Raw genomic sequence first — 15,292 nt, forward strand, 5'->3', positions numbered from 1 at the left:
CTCGGCTATGCTGAGTTGCCGGCCAGCGGCCGGCACTACCGTTGTCCGAGGAAGCGACGCAGTATGCAGACCGCCACCCAGCTTGCACGCCCGATCGACCGCTACTTCGCCAGCTATTCCGACGATCACCGCAATGTGCTGAACCAGCGCATCCACGTCGTGGCCGTCCCGGCGATCCTGTGGTCGGTGATCGGCCTGCTGTGGTGTCTCCCGCCGCTGATTACCTGGTTCCAGAACGGAATCTGGGCCGGTCTGGCGATGTTCGCCGCCTGGTGTTTCTACAACCGCCTCTCGCGCACGCTGGGCTACGGCATGCTGGCGATCTTCTTCGTCAGCGGCTGCGTGTGCCGCCTGCTGGAAGCCGAGATCGGGCTGGTGAACCTGTTCTGGCTGGCCCTGGGGGTTTTTGCCGTCGCCTGGGTCGCGCAGTTCATCGGGCACAAGCACGAAGGCCGCAAGCCGAGCTTCCTGACCGATCTGGTCTATCTGCTGATCGGCCCGCTGTGGGTCCTGGCCAAGGTCTACCGCCGGATGGGTTGGCGCTACTGACCTGTTTTTCCTGAACGAGCGGGCGCGCTCACCGGCACTCCACGCCGGACCGTCCAGCATCGTCCGCAGTGGCCCTTCGAGCGTCGGTCACCGTTCATCTTCGTGCACATCCCGACCGTCCCGCAGCCCCTGCGACGACTGGTTCCGGACCCGTTTCGATGGCCTCCGGGCGGCCACAGTCGGCAAAGTCGAGGGCGCGCCTCCATACGGCCTTCGACGGACCCGAATGGGGCCATGCGCCGCCCCGAAAAAATGAATCAGTGCACGTTAGATGCAATTGAGGGCGTATTCGGGTGTATCGGCAGCAATTGCCTGCCTGTTAGACTGAACGACCTGCTCGTGAATCCCGCATTCCCTGCATGAATCCTAGTCTGCTCCTGCTGCTCGCCCTGCCCTTCCTGATGGCAGTGGCCGTCGCTTCATTCCGCCGCACCTCCCGCTCCACGGCCGCCTGGGTAGCCGCGGCCGCTCCGCTGGGAGGACTGGCGCTGTTGGCGACGATGACCCCGGCGATCATGGACGGCGGGATCGTCCGCAGCTACGGGGAGTGGATTCCGCAGATCGGCCTGGCCTTCTCGCTGCGCCTGGACGGCCTGGCCTGGATGTTCGCCGGGATGGTGCTGGCGATCGGCGCGCTGGTGGTGATGTACGCCCACTACTACCTCAGCGCCCGCGACAGCGCCCACCGCTTCTACTGTTACCTGCTGCTGTTCATGGGCGCCATGCTCGGCATGGTGCTCTCGGGCAACCTGCTGCTGCTGATGGTGTTCTGGGAAATGACCAGCATCAGCTCGTTCCTGCTGATCGGCTTCTGGTCGCACCGCCAGGACGCCCGCGAGGGTGCCCGGATGGCCCTGGTGGTCACCGGCGGCGGCGGTCTGGCCCTGCTCGGCGGCGTGCTGCTGATCGGCCGCATCGTCGGCAGCTTCGAGCTGGACGCGGTGCTCGCCGCCGGCGATCTGATCCGCGCCAGTGCCCTGTACCCGTATGCGCTGTTCCTGGTCCTGGCCGGCATCTTCACCAAGAGCGCCCAGTTCCCGTTCCACTTCTGGCTGCCGCACGCGATGGCCGCGCCGACGCCCGTCTCGGCCTACCTGCACTCGGCGACGATGGTCAAAGCCGGCGTGTTCCTGCTGGCCCGGTTGCATCCGGCGCTGGCCGGCACCGATCTGTTCTTCTATACGGTCAGCGGCATCGGGGCGATCACCCTGCTGATCGGCGCCTGGAACGCGATCTTCCAGCATGACCTCAAAGGCCTGCTGGCCTATTCGACGATCTCCCATCTCGGCCTGATCACCATGCTGTTCGGCCTGTCCACGCCGATGGCGGTGGTGGCTGGCGTGTTCCACATCCTCAACCACGCCACCTTCAAGGCGTCGCTGTTCATGGCCGCCGGCATCATCGACCACGAGACCGGCACCCGTGACATGCGCAAGCTGGGCGGCCTGCGGCGGTTGATGCCGATCACCAGCGCGCTGGCGATCATCGCCTCGCTGGCGATGGCCGGCATTCCGCTGCTCAACGGCTTCCTCTCCAAGGAAATGCTGTTTGCCGAGGCGCTGACCGCGGGCGGCCCGGAAACCATGCGCGTGGTGATGTCGATCGCCGCGCTGCTGGCCGGCGTGTTCGGCGTGGCCTACAGCCTGCGCTTCGTGCACGACACCTTCTTCGGCAAGGGCCCGCACGACCTGGACCGGGTGCCGCACGAACCGCCGCGCTTCATGAAGGTGCCCGTCGAGATCCTGGTGGTGGTCTGCGTGGCCGTCGGCGTCGCGCCGGCGATCACCATCGCGCCGGTGCTGCATGCCGCCGCGTCGTCGATCCTGGGCCCGGCGATGCCGGCGTACAGCCTCTCGGTCTGGCACGGCTTCAATACCCCGTTGATGATGAGCATCGCCGGCGTGATCGGCGGTATCGCGCTCTACTTCGGCCTGCGCCGCCTGATCAACCTGCATGCGGTGGTCAGCCGCAGCATCGGCCGCAACATTTTCCACAAGCAGCTGGACCTGGTGTTCGGCTTCGCCCACCGGCTCACCCAGGGCCTGGCCAACGGCAGCCTGCAACGCATGCTGATGGCGCTGGTGGTGGTGGCGATCATCGTCGCCGCCGCGCCGTTCGTGGCCAACCCGGCCTCGCCCAACTGGCCCTCGCCGCAGCCGATCCCGCTGCTGGGCTGGGCGCTGTGGCTGGTGATGATGGCCTGCGCGCTGGGCGCGCTGTTCGTCTACCGGCAGCGCCTGCTGGCGGTGCTGGTGGTCGGCGGCGTCGGCCTGATGGTTTCGCTGACCTTCGTGTTCCTGTCCGCACCCGACCTGGCGCTGACCCAGCTGCTGGTGGAGATGGTCACCCTGGTGCTGATGCTGCTGGGCATGAACTATCTGCCGATCCAGTCGCCACCGGAGAAGTCGGTCTGGCGCAAGCGGCGCGATGCGGTGATCGCGGTCGTCGCCGGTGGCGGCCTGGCCGCGATGGCCTACACCGCCATGACGTTGCCGCCGAATACCATGGCCGGCGAGCTGCTCGCACGTGCGCTGCCGGAGGCGTATGGGCAGAACGTGGTCAACGTGATCCTGGTCGACTTCCGTGGCTTTGATACCTTCGGTGAGATCACCGTGTTCGGCATCGCCGCGCTGGTGGTGCACGCCATGCTGCGCCGCTCGCGGATGGCGCCGGAACAGATCATGCCGGGCCCGCCGATCAAGCTGCCGGTGCCGGCCGATCTGGCCCAGGTCATGTTCCCGCTCACCCTGACCGTGTCCATCTTCCTGTTCCTGCGCGGCCACAACGCGCCCGGCGGCGGCTTCATCGCCGGCCTGGTGCTGGCGGTGCCGCTGCTGATCCAGTACGTCATCCAGGGCACCACCTCGGTGGAATCGCGCTTCGGCTTCGATTACATCCGCTGCATCGGTGCCGGCCTGCTGATCGCCATCCTCAGTGGCTGCGCCTCGATGCTGTTCGGCGTGCCGTTCCTGACCAGCGGTCATCTGGACCTGCACCTGCCGCTGATCGGCGAGGTACCGCTGGCCAGTGCGATCGGCTTCGATACCGGCGTGTACCTGGTGGTGTTCGGCGGCGTGATGCTGATGCTCTCGATGATGGGCACGATCAAGCCCTCGCGTACCCGCAACGCCCGCAAAGGCGAGATCGATCCCACCCGCCGTTCGGCAAAAACCGGGGAGATGCACTGATGGAACTGGCCCTGGCAAGCGCCATCGGCGTACTGAGCGCGATCGGCATCTACCTGCTGCTGCGCGCGCGCAGCTTCGATGTGATCCTCGGCATGACCTTCCTCTCGTATGCGACCAACCTGCTGATCTTTGCCGGCGGCCGCCTGGTCCAGGGCAAGGCGCCGGTGCTGCGTGAGGGCATCGACAGCGATCTGGGCAACTACACCGATCCGCTGCCGCAGGCGCTGGTGTTGACCGCCATCGTGATCGCGTTCGCGATGACCGCGGTCAGCATCGTGCTGGCGATGCGCAGCCGCAGCGACAACCACAGCGACCATGTGGACGCACACGAAGAAGAAGAACTCCCCGCCGATACCGCGCCGGGCCGGGAGGGCGGCGCATGAACCATGCGGTGATCCTGCCCATCCTGATTCCGCTGTTCGGCGCGGCCTGCTCGCTGTTCGTCGAGCACCGCCGCTATGGGCCGAAGGTGCAGCGCACGGTGGCGTGGACCACGCTGACCGCACTCGCCGCCGCCGTCGCGCTGCTGTTCGCGCAGACCGCCGACGGCAGCATCGCGGTGTACCTGCTGGGCGACTGGCCCTCGCGCCTGGGCATCGCGCTGGTGGCCGACCGTCTCTCGGCCTGGATGCTGGTGACCACGCTGCTGCTGGCCATCCCCTGCCTGCTGCATGCCTGCTCGGGCTGGGACCGGCGCGCGCCGCACTTCCACGCGTTGTTCCAGTTCCAGCTGGTCGGCCTCAACGGCGCGTTCCTGACCGGCGACATCTTCAACCTGTTCGTGTTCTTCGAGGTGATGCTGATCGCCTCCTATGGCCTGCTGCTCAGCGGCGGGCGCGGCCTGCGCATGCGCATCGGCCTGCACTACGTGGTGTTCAACGTCACCGCCTCGACCCTGTTCCTGATCGCGCTCGGCCTGCTGTACGCCTCGCTGGGCTCGCTCAACATGGCCGAGCTGTCCCAGCGCATCGCCGAAGTGCCGGCCTCCCACCTGACCCTGGTCAAGGCGACCATGGGCCTGCTGCTGCTGGTGTTCTGCAGCAAGGCCGCGCTGATGCCGCTGTACCTGTGGCTGCCGGAAGCCTATGCACGTGCACCGGCCGCGGTGGCCGCACTGTTCGCGATCATGACCAAGGTCGGCCTTTATGCAGTGCTGCGGGTCAGCACGCTGTGGTTCGGCGAAGGCGCGGGCCCGATGGCCGGCTACGGCAGCCAGTGGCTGCTCTGGGCCGGCGTGGCGACGCTGGTGCTGGGCGGTCTGGGCGTGCTCGCCGCCGCGCGCCTGCGCGTGCTGATCTCCTACCTGGTGGTGGTCTCGGCGGCGACGCTGTTCATCGCCTTCTCGGTGCGCACGCCGGAAGTACTTTCGGCCGGCCTGTATTACCTGCCGCACAGCACTTTCGTGGCCGCCGCGCTGTTCCTCATCGCCGATCTGATCCGCCGCCGTCGTGGCGGCGCCAGCGACCGCAAGGAAGTCATCGCGCCGATGCCGGGCAAGGAAACGCCTGCCGTGCTGTTCCTGATCGGCGCCGTCTCGGTGGCCGGCCTGCCGCCGCTGTCCGGCTTCCTGGCCAAGGCCGCGCTGCTGGCCGGCATGCCGGCGCAGTACACCTGGGCGGTGTGGGCCGCGGTGCTGGGCAGCAGCCTGATGGTGATCGTCGGCCTGACCCGGGGCGGCATCCGCCTGTTCTGGCGCGTACCGGTCGTCGAAGAAGGCGCGCCCAAACCGCGCAAGGCCCCCACACGCACCGTGGAACTGTTCGCCGCCGCGCTGCTGCTCAGTTATGGCATCGCGATGAGCGTGTTCGCCGGCCCGCTGATGCAGCACACCGATGCGATGGCCACCCAGCTGCTGCAGCCGCAGGACTACGTCGGTGAACTGCGCGCCACCACGCCGGAGATCCGCCAGCCATGACGCGCAAGCCTTCCCTGTACAAGCGCATCCTGCCCTCGCCCTCGCTGAGCGTGATGGTGGTGGCGTTCTGGCTGTTGATGTCCGACAGCTTCACCGTCGGCCAGATCGTGCTCGGCATGATCCTGGGCGTGGTGGTGCCGTTGTTCGCGGCGCGGCTGGACCGCGAGTTCGCGCGGATCGGCTCGCTCAGGCCGTTGCCCAAACTGGTGTTCGTGACCCTGTGGGACATCCTGGTCTCCAACATCCGGGTCGCGATCCAGGTGCTGGGCCCGGAGCGCCGCATCCACCCCGGCTTCATCTGGCTGCCGCTGGATATCGCCAACATCCACGGCATCGCCGCGCTGACCAGCATGATCACGCTGACCCCGGGCACGGTCTCGGCCGCGCTGTCGGATGACCGACGGTACCTGCTGGTGCACGTGCTGCACCTGGATGATCCGGACGAGCTGATCCGGCAGATCAAATCCCGCTACGAAGCCCCGCTGATGGAGATTTTCCCATGACCGGACATATGTTCATCCAGACCACGATGGTGGTGTGCATGCACGTGGTCGGCCTGGCGATGCTGCTGGCCACCTGGCGCCTGCTGCGCGGCCCGACCGTGCCCGACCGCATCCTTGCCCTGGACACCTTGTCGGTAACGGCCATCGCCGAGCTGATGCTGTTCGGCATGTACCTCAACTCGGCGGTGTACTTCGAAGCCGCGCTGATCATCGCCATGCTCGGCTTCGGCAGTACGGTGGTGCTCAGCAAGTTCGTGCTGCGCCGGGACATCGTCGAATGATCACCTTCATCCAGATCGTGCTGTCGATCCTGCTGCTGTTCGGCTGCTTCTTCATCCTGGTCGGCGCGCTCGGCCTGGTGAAGCTGTCCACGTTCTTCAAGCGCCTGCATGCACCGACCAAGGCCAGCACGCTGGGCGTGGGCTGCGTGCTGGTGGGTTCGGTCTGCTATCACATCTTCCTCGGCGAAGACCCGCAGCCGCGCGAGCTGCTGATCACCGTGTTCCTGTTCATCACCGCGCCGATCAGCGCGCACATGATGGCCAAGGCCGCGCTGTCGCTGCTGATGGAAACCCGGCCGGAGCTGCCGGGCCACAAGACCGCCAAGGAAGAACAGCTGCCGCCGCCGGAACCGCGCCGCGACGACGACGCCGATGATGCGAAGGCGCCCATTTCCCGGGACAGCCAGTAGTGCCGGCCGCTGGCCGGCTGCTTCACCAGCTGGCCGTCAACCTCACACGCTGCCGATCAGCGCCAGCTCCAGCGCGATCCAACCCAGGAACGCCACGACCAGCACCGCGCCTTCGCGCCGGCTGATCGTCAGGTCACCGCGCAGCATCGGGTACAGCACCAGCACGAAGGCGATTGCCGCCGGCAGTTCCAGCTTCACGAACGACGCAGGCAGCGCCAGCGGGCGCAGCGCGGCCATGCCGCCGACCACCACCAGCAGATTGAACAGGCTCGAGCCGATCACGTGGCCCAGCACCATGTCGCCCTGGCCACGGCGTGCCGCAGCGACCGCCGCGGCGACCTCGGGCAGCGCAGTGCCGATCGCCACCGGCAGCAGGCCGACCAGCAGCGGCGACCAGCCCAGCCCGGCGCCGAACACCGGTGCGGCCTGTACGATCCAGCGCGCGCCGAGGTACAGGCAGACCGCCGCGAACAGCAGCCGCAGGATATTGAGGAACAGCCCGGTGCGGGTCATCGCATAGCCGGCGATGGCCTCGCGCACCGGCTCGGATTCCGCGCGCGCGCGGCGCAGCAGGAACACCAGCAGGGCGACGAAGGCGAGCAGCAGCACGGCCCCTTCCCAGCGCGCGATAACGCCGTCCAGGCCGAACAGGATCAGCAGCAGGCTGGCCGCCGCAAGGCACAGCAGCAGCGGCGAGAGCAGGCGCGCGCGGACCAGCAGCGGCGCGGCCAGGGCCGCCAGGCCGAGGGTCAGCCCGACATTGACGATGTTGCTGCCCACCGCGTTGCCGAGCGCGAGTTCTTCCGCCCCCACCACGAAGGCCCGGGCGTTGACCACCAGCTCGGGCAGCGAGGTGCCGAAGGCGACGAGCAGCAACCCCGCCACGAAGGGCGAGGCGCCGAAGCGCTGGGCCAGCCCGGAGGCAGCCTTGACGATGGAATCGCCCCCCAGTGCCAACAGCACCAGGCCCAGCACGAACCAAACAGTGGCAGCGATCATCTGGTGCTCCCCGGTGACAGATGTGAGCCGATTCTAGGGCCAGCCCACGCCGAACGGTGAAGGCCCGCCCCGGCGCCGCGGCCGGGGCGGTGCGGGTGGCTCAGGAGCAGCCTTCCACGTAGTCCACCTGCGGGGTCTTGCCGACCCGCCAGGCGGTGACGTTGCCATCGCCATTGATCTCGAAGTTGACCAGTGCACCGCCCTCGGTCGCCGGGCGCACGCGCAGGTTGTGGCCTTTCTCGTCGTACTTGTGCGGGGTCAGGTCGCCGCGGTCCGGGTACAGCGTCTGCAGCTGGCCGAGCGACATGCCGACCTTGCCGCCGCCCGGGGCGACGATGCGATCGTTGCGCACGTCATAACGCACCAGGCGCCTGCCTTCGATCATGAAGATCACGTCCCCGGCCTGCGCGCCTTCGGGCCGCAGCGCATGGCAGTAGTCGTCGGCGACCTCGCCCTGCAGCGGTTCCTTCCAAGCCGCGCGTACCTCGTCCAGCGTGCTGCCCAGCGCCACGGGACCGTAGCCATCCAGGCGCGCCGGTCCCTGCGTTGCCGTGCCCGGTGCCGCCGTGGCGGGCGCTGCGGGCGCAGTGTCCGCCGCGGGTGCAGGCACGGCCGCCTCGGCATCGCTGGACGGAGTTTCCGGCGCGCGCCCGCACGCGGCCAAGGCCAGCACCATCCCCAGTGCCATCACGCTTCCCAGCTGTTTCATGCCTGCATCCTCCCGTTGATTCGGCGCAGCCTAGCGCGAGGGCCGTGTGGGCGACATGCACGGGCATCGCTGTCATCCGCGTTTCACCTGCCGCGTTCAGGCTCGGCCTGCACCGCATCGACCCCGCCCCCATGCAACCGCAGAAGACCGATCTCGCCCGCACTGCCCTGCAGGCCCACCGTGCGCCCCTGGACATGCGCCAGCGCCGGCTGTTGATCCTGTGCGACGGCCAGCGTGACTTGGTCCAGCTCGGCCAGCTGGTCGGACCGGAAACCCCGGCGATGGTGATCCAGCTGATCCAGAGCGGGTACCTGGTATCGCGTGCGGTCGCGGAGGTCGCCGTTGTCGCGCCCGCCGCGCCCGCGCCCGGCGTGATGCCGACCGTGCTACCGGTGCCGGTGACCGAACGCCGCCGCTCGCTGGTCGCCGCCCGCATCTACCTGCTGGACATCCTGGAACTGCAGCGCCATCCGCAGGCGGCGGCCCTTTTCCATACCCTGCAGCAGTCGCGCAGCGATGACGCGGTCATGGCCGCGCTGCACGCCGCCCTCGGGGCGCTGCCCGGGCTGACCTCCACCGGCTATGCCGAACGGGTGCGGCAGCGGTTGCTGGAGGTGCTGCCGAAGGAGCATGCCGACCGGTTCCAGATCGACGTGGTTTGAGACGGTATTGCGGGAATCCGGTTTCGATGAAGAGGTTGAATTGGACGTAGCGAAGGGCGCCGCGCAACGATGAAGCTCCATCCGCTGGCGAGGTTTAACCCATGTATGATTCCCAAATAACAGTTAATTGGGAGTCGAGCGTGGTCGATACGATCAGACTGGCGACTGCCCGCGAACTCGCTGAATCCGGCAGTCTGCGCGAAACGACGGTGACTGCGGAGCCGGGTGGCTATGTCGTCACCTTCGCCTTGGAGAACAGCGAACGCGCATTGGCCACCAAAGATGGGACGCCCCGCATGTTCTCCGGCGTCCACGCGGCCGCACGTGTGCTGGCCCAGCTGGGGATCACACGCTATCGCGTGGACGCCACGGCGACGGCGGGGGCCGAGCCCCTGCGCCGCTCACGACCGGATCGGGCACGCGCACTGAAACAGCTGCATGAAGACTCGGCCTATCTGGAGCGCATCCGTGAAGCGGTGGCCGAAGCGCGCGCGGATCCACGGCCGCCACTGTCCAGCACAGAAGCACACCTGCACATGGAGGCGCTGAAAACGCGGCTCGGTGACCAGTTGCAAACGGCATTGAAGCGCCACTCGTCCAAAGAATGACAGTGGCGTGGGGCCGGCAGGCCATCGAGGATCGAGCGAGACAACTCGTTTCGGCTTTCGAGCGCGCCGTGACGCTGCCGGATCCGCACCTGTTTGCCGCAGCCCTCGCGCGCGACAATGCGATTGAGAGCGAAGGTGATGCCTTGGATGGCGCGGCCTTGTATCGCCTCGATGCCATCAAAGGCACGTTTCTGTATGCAACGCGCGATGGACGCTATCTGATCGCCTACCAACGCACGGGCAACGACGTTCACATTGACCGCGTGTTGCCGACCCGCCGTGGGTCGGACGGCATCTAAGCGCCCGCTTACCCCGAGAAATTCGCCTTCAACCCCTGCCAGCACTGCTGATACCCGCGCTGGCGGTGCGCCGCCTCCATCGCCTGGGCGGTCGGACGGATCACGCCGCGGGTTTCGAACATGAAGGCCATCGTGTCCTTGATCACGTCCGGCCGGCTCAGGTCGGCCGCGGAGGCCTTCCCGAAGGTCGCCGCGTCCGGGCCGTGGCCGCTCATGCAGTTGTGCAGCGAGGCACCACCGGGCACGAAGCCTTCCGCCTTCGCATCGTAGGCGCCATGGATCAGGCCCATGAACTCGCTGGCGATGTTGCGGTGGAACCACGGCGGGCGGAACGTGTCCTGCGCGACCAGCCAGCGCGGCGGGAAGATCGCGAAGTCCATGTTGCTGGTGCCCGGCGTGTCGCTGGGCGAATGCAGCACGAGGAAGATCGAGGGATCGGGATGGTCGTGGCTGATCGAGCCGATCGTGTTGAAGCGGCGCAGATCGTAGCGATACGGCGCGTAGTTGCCGTGCCAGGCGACCACGTCCAGCGGCGAATGATCGATGTCCGCGCGCCACAGCTGGCCGTCGAACTTGGCGACCAGTTCGAACGCGCCGTCGAGGTTCTCGAACGCCGCATGCGGGGTCTCGAAATCGCGCGGATTGGCCAGGCCGTTGGAGCCGATCGGGCCCAGGTCCGGCAGCTTCAGCAGCGCGCCGAAGTTCTCGCAGACGTAACCGCGCGCGTCGCCATCGGGCAGTTCGACACGGAAGCGCACGCCACGCGGGATCACCGCGATCTGCTGCGGTTCGATCTCGATCACGCCCAGCTCGGTGAGCAGGCGCAGGCGGCCGAGCTGCGGCACGATCAGCAGCTCGCCATCGGCGTTGTAAAAATAGCGGCCCTGCATGTCGCGGTTGGCGGCATACAGGTGGATGCCGACGCCGCCGTGGGCGTCCGGCGAGCCGTTGCCCCCCATGGTGTACAGCCCTTCGATGAAATCGGTGGGCGTGCTGGGCAGCGGCAACGGATCCCAGCGCAGCTGGTTGGGCGAGACCGCGCCCTGCGCGAAGTCGCCGTGCAGATGCGGCTGGATGAAGGGGGTGAATTCACCGTGGGTCACCGCCGGGCGGATGCGGTACACCCAGCTGCGGCGATTGCTGCCGCGCGGCGCGGTGAACGCCGTACCGGACAGCTGTTCGGCATACAGGCCATGGGCGACACGCTGCGGAGAGTTCCGTCCCACCGGCAGTGCGCCGGGCACCGCCTCGGTGGCGAACTCGTTGCCGAAACCGGTCTGGTAACCGCGCGATGACATCGGGTTGTTCATGGTCCTGCTCCGCCGGAGGCGTGGATGGCAAGGGAATACAGCCGGTGGCACCCGCGCGGGCGCGGATGCCACCGTTGGAGCGTAACGCGGGTGGCGGCCGAGTGCCTTACAGCACGCCGCGCTTCATCTGGTCGCGCTCGATGCTCTCGAACAGCGCGGTGAAGTTGCCTTCGCCGAAGCCTTCGTTGCCCTTGCGCTGGATGATCTCGAAGAAGATCGGCCCGATGCAGTTGGTGGTGAAGATCTGCAGCAGCTTGCGCTGGTGGGTCTCCGGGTCGGCGTCGATCAGGATCTTGTTCTTCGCCAGTCGGGCCACGTCTTCACCGTGGTTGGGCACGCGCATGTCGATCACATCGAAATACGTGTCCGGGGTGTCGAGGAACTCCACGCCTTGGGCGCGCATCGCTTCCACGGTCTCGTAGATGTTCTCGGTGAAGCAGGCGATGTGCTGGATGCCCTCGCCCTTGTAGGCGTCGAGGTATTCGTTGATCTGGCTCTTCGGATCGGAGGATTCGTTGAGCGGGATGCGCACGATGCCGTCCGGGGCGGTCATCGCCTTGGACACCAGGCCGGTCTTGAGGCCCTTGATGTCGAAGTAGCGGATCTCGCGGAAGTTGAACAGGCGCTCGTAGTAATCCGACCACTGCTGCATGTTGCCGAAGTACAGGTTGTGGGTCAGGTGGTCGATGAAGGTCAGCCCGAAGCCCTTCGGCCGCGGGTCGACGCCCTCGATCGGCGCGTAGTCGGTATCGAACATGCTGCCGTTGGCGCCGTAGCGGTCGACCAGGTACAGCATGCAGTCGCCGATGCCCTTGATGATCGGGGCGGCGACGGCGCGGGTCTCCGGCTTGAAGTCGATCGCTTCGGCACCGTTGCCCAGCGCCATCTGGTAGACCTCGTCGCCCGGCTTCTTGAAGCGGATCGCGAAACCGCAGGCGCAGGGGCCGTGCTTCTCGGCGAAGTCCGAGGCGAACGAATCCGGCTCTTCATTGACCAGGAAATTCACGTCGCCCTGGCGGTAGACCGTGATCGCGCGCTGCTTGTGGCGCAGCACCGCGGTGAAGCCCATCTTGCGGAAATACGCGTGCAGTTCCGCGCCACGGCCGGCCGGGGCGGCGAACTCGACGAACTCGAAACCATCGATGCCCATCGGGTTTTCGAAGGTGGTGACCTGCATGCCCGGATCGGGTGCGTAGGACGCGGTGCTCGTTTGGCTGGTCATGCTGTGGCTCCAAAGCAGTCCGCATCGGAAAAAACCAGGTGCGGTAGGAAGGCAGACCCGCGAGAATGCGGTGTCCGGAACGTAGGTTATAGTTTCACATGAAACCACCATCAAGGTGCACCGCAGCATGAGCCCGCCCGATCCCAGCAGTCACAGCATCCGCGCCTCGCACGCCCTGCTCGATCTGGAGCAGTTCCTGCCATACCGGCTGAGCGTTCTGTCCAACCGGGTCAGCGGCAATATCGCCAAGCTGTATGGGGACCGCTATGGCCTGGCGATCCCCGAGTGGCGGGTGATCACGGTCCTGGCGCTGTATCCGGGCTCGTCGGCCAGCGAGGTGTCCGATCGCACCGCGATGGACAAGGTCGCGGTCAGCCGCGCCGTGGCCAGACTGCTCGAACGGGGCTTCATCAAGCGTGAAACCCATGGCGACGACCGCCGCCGTTCGGTGCTGGCGCTGTCGGCCGCCGGATTCGAGGTGTACGAGACCATCGCCCCGCTGGTGATCGACATCACCCGCAAGCTGATGTCCGTGCTCAGCGAAGAGGAAGAGCAGATGCTGGAAACGCTGATCCTGCGCCTGGCCGGCGAAGGCCTGCAGCGGATGGACGAGAGCTGATCGCAAGGCGTACCCACCCACGGTGGGTACCTGCGCGATGCCGGTAACGCCTGCGAGATGCCGGTGGGACCTGCGCGATGGCGCTAGGCAACGACCGTTGGTCGTTGCGCCTCCGTTGCGCCTCCGTTGCGCCTCCGTTGCGCCTCAGCTCAGGTGCTTGCGCCGTGCATGCACCCACGGCGCCGCCAGGGCGCCGATCGCGCCGCCGGCAAAGCCCAGCGAGGCGGCCACGGCGGCTGCTTCGATCGCGCCCGGCAGGGCCAGCGCGGCGACCACCAGCAACAGCGACGGCAGGCCGATGAAGGTGGCCATGAAGTAGCGCCAGCGCGGTGCCCAGGTGCCGACCTGGAGGAGGCTGACCGGCATCCAGGCTTCGCCCGACGCGTCCTGGGCGACCTTGGCCGCCACCTTGCCGAGGTCCGCTTCGACCGGCCCCTTGCCGCCCCGTGCGGCGGCCAGCATCGCGGCCACCTCCTCCACCGCCGGGAAGCTGGTCGGCCAGGTCTGCGGGGCATTGACCCCGTAGGCGGTCAGCAGCGGCACGCTGATCCACGGTGCCAGCAGCGGGCGCACCTTGCGCCGGTCCAGCACGCACCAGATCTGGGTTACCCCGTGCGCGGTGACGCTGTACAGCGCCAGCTGCGCTGCCGCCGGATACGGCAGCAGGTGCACGCGCGCGGCCATGCTGTCGTACCCCATCGCGCGCAGGAAGCCCGGGCGGGTGCGCCCTTCGTGCGCCCAGGCCAGGCCGAGCGCGCCGACCAGGTACACCTCGGCAGGATCCTTCGTGCCGGCGCTGGCGCGATCATCGCTGGCCAGGAAGAACGCCAGCGATCTGGGCTCCTCCACGTCGTGCTGGTCCCAGCGCCCGGCATCGCCGAGGACGTGCTTGAGCGGCAGGCGTGCCGGGGCGGTTTCGTCCTTGCTTGCGTTCTGCAGGAACGGCACCACGCTCAGCACGAAGCCCTGCAGGTCCACGCCGCGGATGCCGCTGCCCTGCCACTCGGCCGGGATCAGGCCGGGCAGGTTGCCCTGGCGTGCCAGCGCATCCAGCTGCGCCTTCTGCTCCACCAGCTTCTGCACCGCGGCCTTGAGCAGCACGTTGTCGGGCACGGAGACCATCGGCAGGCGGTAGCGGATCGCGCCCGGGGCCGGCGTCTCGGCTTCGCCATCGAGCGCATCCGGCGCGGTCTGATCGTCCAACAGGACATCGACCGGCGGCAGGCTCACGCCGGCCGGCGCATCAAGGGAAACATCGGTGGTGCTGTCGCTGGTGCCCGGCTGCATGCGTCGAATTCCGTCGGTTGCCCGCCACGAACAGCGCGGCATGAGGTCCTTGGGGGTAGCGGCAGCAGGGCGCGGAAATTGAGGGCAAAAAAAAGGCCGCGGAATCCGCGGCCTCTTCGATCACGACGCCTTCGGGGGCGCCCATTGCTTCATGAAGGCGAAGAAGCGGCCACGGTCGTAGCCCTTCTTCTGCCCCTTGTCGGCCTCCAGCTCGCCGGTGAACTGCGAGTGCAGCAGCCTGCCGTCAGCATCGAGTACGAACAGGTGCGGGTAGCCCTTCACGGCCGGGAACTGCGACAGGAAGGCCGCGTTCTCGTTCTCTTCGCTGTAGTTGACCTTCATCCAGACGTAGTTCGCATCGCGGAAGCTGCGGATCTCCGCATCCCCTTCGATGAAACCGTCCATCAGATGGCACCACGGGCACCACTCACCGCCCACGTCCACGATGATGCGCTTGCCGCCGCGCTGGGCCTCGACCTTGGCCGTGGCCAGGTCGGCGACCGGGTCGCGCGCCGGATCGAACTGGGCGTTGAGCGCCGCGATCGCGGCGATGTCCGCCGCGGCCGGGGTGTTGCCCGAGGCCACCGGTTCGCCGGGATCGGCGACCGGGGGTTTCTGCTCGGAGGTATCCAGCGGCTGCGCAGGTGCAGCGGTGGGCGCCGACGACGGCGAACAGGCGGCCAGCAGGCCGGCCGCGATCATCGACATCCCCACGGCTTTCATGCGCATCG

The 15,292-nt window shown here is 67.4% G+C and carries 17 protein-coding genes; 11 read left to right on the plus strand and 6 right to left on the minus strand.

The features are described from left to right. Positions 1–63: 63 nt before the first annotated feature. From ABE424_RS15595 to ABE424_RS15625, 7 genes are all read left to right on the plus strand, one after another. Complete coding sequence (locus tag ABE424_RS15595) at positions 64–549, plus strand: Mpo1-like protein (protein ID WP_176987957.1); 486 nt, start codon at positions 64–66, stop codon at positions 547–549. A 359-nt stretch (positions 550–908) separates the two neighbouring features. Beyond that, a complete protein-coding gene (locus tag ABE424_RS15600) occupies positions 909–3,737 on the plus strand; it encodes a monovalent cation/H+ antiporter subunit A (RefSeq protein ID WP_346490624.1) in 2,829 nt (942 codons plus the stop codon). Then, positions 3,737–4,120, plus strand: coding sequence for a Na+/H+ antiporter subunit C (locus ABE424_RS15605; RefSeq protein WP_019185295.1), 384 nt, complete (start codon positions 3,737–3,739; stop codon positions 4,118–4,120). The genes ABE424_RS15600 and ABE424_RS15605 overlap by 1 nt, the downstream gene beginning before the upstream one ends. Next, positions 4,117–5,652 (plus strand): monovalent cation/H+ antiporter subunit D, encoded by a 1,536-nt coding sequence (locus ABE424_RS15610; RefSeq protein WP_123729955.1) that lies wholly within the window; start codon positions 4,117–4,119, stop codon positions 5,650–5,652. Before ABE424_RS15605 ends, ABE424_RS15610 begins: the two co-directional genes overlap by 4 nt. Next, positions 5,649–6,155 carry a Na+/H+ antiporter subunit E gene (locus ABE424_RS15615; RefSeq protein WP_346490623.1) on the plus strand — a complete coding sequence of 169 codons (507 nt, stop codon included), beginning with the start codon at positions 5,649–5,651 and terminating at the stop codon, positions 6,153–6,155. The genes ABE424_RS15610 and ABE424_RS15615 overlap by 4 nt, the downstream gene beginning before the upstream one ends. Further along, a complete protein-coding gene (locus tag ABE424_RS15620; RefSeq protein WP_019185292.1) occupies positions 6,152–6,436 on the plus strand; it encodes a K+/H+ antiporter subunit F in 285 nt (94 codons plus the stop codon). Before ABE424_RS15615 ends, ABE424_RS15620 begins: the two co-directional genes overlap by 4 nt. Continuing rightward, positions 6,433–6,846 carry a Na+/H+ antiporter subunit G gene (locus ABE424_RS15625; RefSeq protein WP_346477880.1) on the plus strand — a complete coding sequence of 138 codons (414 nt, stop codon included), beginning with the start codon at positions 6,433–6,435 and terminating at the stop codon, positions 6,844–6,846. Before ABE424_RS15620 ends, ABE424_RS15625 begins: the two co-directional genes overlap by 4 nt. A gap of 42 nt (positions 6,847–6,888) precedes the next feature. On the opposite strand, the gene ABE424_RS15630 is transcribed toward ABE424_RS15625, so the two are convergent. Both ABE424_RS15630 and ABE424_RS15635 read right to left on the minus strand, forming a co-directional pair. After that, positions 6,889–7,845 (minus strand): calcium/sodium antiporter, encoded by a 957-nt coding sequence (locus tag ABE424_RS15630; RefSeq protein WP_346490622.1) that lies wholly within the window; start codon positions 7,843–7,845, stop codon positions 6,889–6,891. 100 nt (positions 7,846–7,945) lie between these two features. After that, a complete protein-coding gene (locus tag ABE424_RS15635; protein ID WP_346490756.1) occupies positions 7,946–8,527 on the minus strand; it encodes a hypothetical protein in 582 nt (193 codons plus the stop codon). Positions 8,528–8,685: 158 nt separating this feature from the next. Here ABE424_RS15635 and ABE424_RS15640 point away from each other — a divergent pair, with 158 nt between their 5' ends. The 3 genes from ABE424_RS15640 (at position 8,686) to ABE424_RS15650 (ending at position 10,123) form a co-directional block, all read left to right on the plus strand. After that, positions 8,686–9,216, plus strand: a complete 531-nt coding sequence (locus tag ABE424_RS15640; RefSeq protein ID WP_346490621.1) for a hypothetical protein — start codon at positions 8,686–8,688, stop codon at positions 9,214–9,216. Positions 9,217–9,356: 140 nt separating this feature from the next. Then, a complete protein-coding gene (locus ABE424_RS15645; RefSeq protein ID WP_346490620.1) occupies positions 9,357–9,824 on the plus strand; it encodes a hypothetical protein in 468 nt (155 codons plus the stop codon). A gap of 68 nt (positions 9,825–9,892) precedes the next feature. Then, the gene (locus tag ABE424_RS15650) at positions 9,893–10,123 is read left to right on the plus strand and encodes a hypothetical protein (protein WP_346490619.1); all 231 of its coding nucleotides are present in this window, start codon (positions 9,893–9,895) and stop codon (positions 10,121–10,123) included. Positions 10,124–10,131: 8 nt separating this feature from the next. Here the strand turns inward: ABE424_RS15650 and hmgA are convergent, their stop codons facing one another. Together hmgA and hppD are read right to left on the minus strand one after the other, a co-directional pair. Then, a complete protein-coding gene (gene hmgA, locus ABE424_RS15655; RefSeq protein WP_346490618.1) occupies positions 10,132–11,433 on the minus strand; it encodes a homogentisate 1,2-dioxygenase in 1,302 nt (433 codons plus the stop codon). Between the two features lie 106 nt (positions 11,434–11,539). Beyond that, the gene (gene hppD, locus ABE424_RS15660) at positions 11,540–12,655 is read right to left on the minus strand and encodes a 4-hydroxyphenylpyruvate dioxygenase (protein ID WP_176987948.1); all 1,116 of its coding nucleotides are present in this window, start codon (positions 12,653–12,655) and stop codon (positions 11,540–11,542) included. A gap of 127 nt (positions 12,656–12,782) precedes the next feature. Here hppD and ABE424_RS15665 point away from each other — a divergent pair, with 127 nt between their 5' ends. Further along, positions 12,783–13,274, plus strand: coding sequence for a MarR family winged helix-turn-helix transcriptional regulator (locus ABE424_RS15665; protein WP_179459832.1), 492 nt, complete (start codon positions 12,783–12,785; stop codon positions 13,272–13,274). A gap of 144 nt (positions 13,275–13,418) precedes the next feature. Here ABE424_RS15665 and ABE424_RS15670 read toward each other — a convergent pair whose 3' ends face one another. Beyond that, positions 13,419–14,561, minus strand: coding sequence for a hypothetical protein (locus ABE424_RS15670; RefSeq protein ID WP_346490617.1), 1,143 nt, complete (start codon positions 14,559–14,561; stop codon positions 13,419–13,421). Between the two features lie 120 nt (positions 14,562–14,681). Beyond that, positions 14,682–15,290 carry a thioredoxin family protein gene (locus tag ABE424_RS15675; RefSeq protein WP_346490616.1) on the minus strand — a complete coding sequence of 203 codons (609 nt, stop codon included), beginning with the start codon at positions 15,288–15,290 and terminating at the stop codon, positions 14,682–14,684. Between the last annotated feature and the right edge of the window lie 2 nt (positions 15,291–15,292).

Origin of the sequence: Stenotrophomonas sp. TWI1149 (genome assembly GCF_039673155.1) — a bacterium.
In the GTDB taxonomy this organism is placed as follows: domain Bacteria; phylum Pseudomonadota; class Gammaproteobacteria; order Xanthomonadales; family Xanthomonadaceae; genus Stenotrophomonas; species Stenotrophomonas maltophilia_AA.